Raw genomic sequence first — 1,749 nt, 5'->3', positions numbered from 1 at the left:
CCAATTTCTACTATCTGATCTCTGGCTTCTAATTTGCAAAATCTTCATTTTATCACTGCAATCGCTTTTTTCTGATTTAATTCCCCGGTACTGGAAACTATTTTCAGAATATAAATTCCAAAAGGAACGATTTTTCCGTTCTTATCTTTACCGTCCCAGGCTAATTTTATTTCACAGGAATCATCAGAAAATATTGTTGTTGAAATATTTTCGGCAAGATCGATAAATCTGGAATTCAAATTATATATTTCAATGTCCACCGAAGTTACTCTATTTGTTTCAATACTGATCTCAATTTTTTCATCTTGTGAAGGAGCAAAGACTTTCCCTTTTGGAAAGGTTAATTTTTTAATGTTCAGTGCCTGCGGAGAAAAGGGAGGAGTTTTATAAAATGAAACTCGAGATTTCGGCTCTATACCAATATCCGGCAGATCATCTCCATCTTCATCGATGAGAATGTTCAGATAATTATCCAGAATTGCAGGTTGATTTGAATCATCGGGCATTCCACCCAAATTATCCGGAGCAACATCGGGTCCGCTGGTGCCATCATCTCCACCGGTTATCACTGCTATCAGTTTGATAGAAGGAAAGTCGATCATCGAATGGGATTCATCAAAATAAAGAGAATCTAAGGGAATAGCAACTTCCATAGAACCATCTAAATTACCTTCATAATATGAAGAAATACTTGATATGTCATTACTTGTGATCATGGAAATATCATTCGTAGTTCCGGGTTCGACTTTCCAAAATTGAGGAGAAGTATTTCTATCCCAGGTTGCCAGGAAAAAATCCGGATAAAAGTTGAAAAAAAGGAATTTTCGATTCCAGGAACTTAAATCCCCCATATTGGTTATTCCGTAATTATCATAAATATCGAAAAACAAGATCACATTATTATCCCAACTGCAAGCATCGATTGCTACATATAGATTCGTCTCATCCCAGGTTACTTTGATCTGTTTCACATCGTTATATTCACCCCATTCCGAATCATCAGGATACTCCAATAAATTGCCAAGCGAGTCTATCAATATGATCTCGTCATCTGTGAATTCACTGCTGTAGCCATCAATGATGATGCGGGAAGATAAATCGCTATCGGTGACAGAATAAAGACTGACAGACAACAGGAAAAAAACAACTAACACGATTTTCATATATTTCCTTTTGTATTAAAACTTGAGTTAAGTCTGCTTCAGCAGGTCTTGACTTAAGTTCCCCAAGCAGGTAATTCCATTAAGATGAAACCAGACTCGTAAAACAATTTGCTAAATTGTCTTTTTTCTGATATTTCTAACTTTATATAATTCAATAAATTAGAAAATGGTTTCATAGGAGTTGATTGAAATCATAAAAACCTTAAGTCAAGATCGAATAAGTTCGACTTAACTCAAGGTTTCTTAAAGTTTACCTCATCAGGATCATCTTTTTCGTCGAAACAGATTTTCCCGATTTCAATTTATAAAAATAGATTCCGGAAGAAACCGGTTTGTTATTTTCATCTTTTCCGTTCCAAATTATGTGGGAAAGCGACTCCGTCGCTTTTGCGTCAAAATAATTGACGCACTCCAAAGACTTCACTTTCTGACCTTTGATATTATAAATCTCAATCTCTGCGTTCTCTCCGTTCTCTGTGGGTGAAAAAGAAATCGTGGTTGAATTTCGGAATGGATTCGGATAATTATTCAAGATAATTTTCGGATTGGAGATTTCCACATTTTCGTCGATTCCCGCACTTCCCAT

At 35.8% G+C, this 1,749-nt stretch carries 2 protein-coding genes; both read right to left on the bottom strand.

The genetic code is table 11. The features are described 5' to 3' along the window. Positions 1-44 precede the first annotated feature (44 nt). A complete protein-coding gene (locus tag ENL20_07200; GenBank protein ID HHE38344.1) occupies positions 45-1,163 on the bottom strand; it encodes a hypothetical protein in 1,119 nt (372 codons plus the stop codon). Between the two features lie 250 nt (positions 1,164-1,413). Next, a complete protein-coding gene (locus tag ENL20_07195; GenBank protein ID HHE38343.1) occupies positions 1,414-1,749 on the bottom strand; it encodes a T9SS type A sorting domain-containing protein in 336 nt (111 codons plus the stop codon).

The organism is Candidatus Cloacimonadota bacterium (assembly GCA_011372345.1).
GTDB lineage: Bacteria > Cloacimonadota > Cloacimonadia > Cloacimonadales > TCS61 > DRTC01.
Note: the sequence above shows the minus strand (reverse complement) of the source record. Positions and strands in the feature narration are given on the sequence as shown.

Coding starts and splice junctions, on each gene's coding strand:
- ENL20_07200 (HHE38344.1), bottom strand. CDS start 1,163: ATGAAAATCGTGTTAGTTGTTTTTTTCCTGTTGTCTGTCAGTCTTTAT.
- ENL20_07195 (HHE38343.1), bottom strand. CDS start 1,749: ATGGGAAGTGCGGGAATCGACGAAAATGTGGAAATCTCCAATCCGAAA.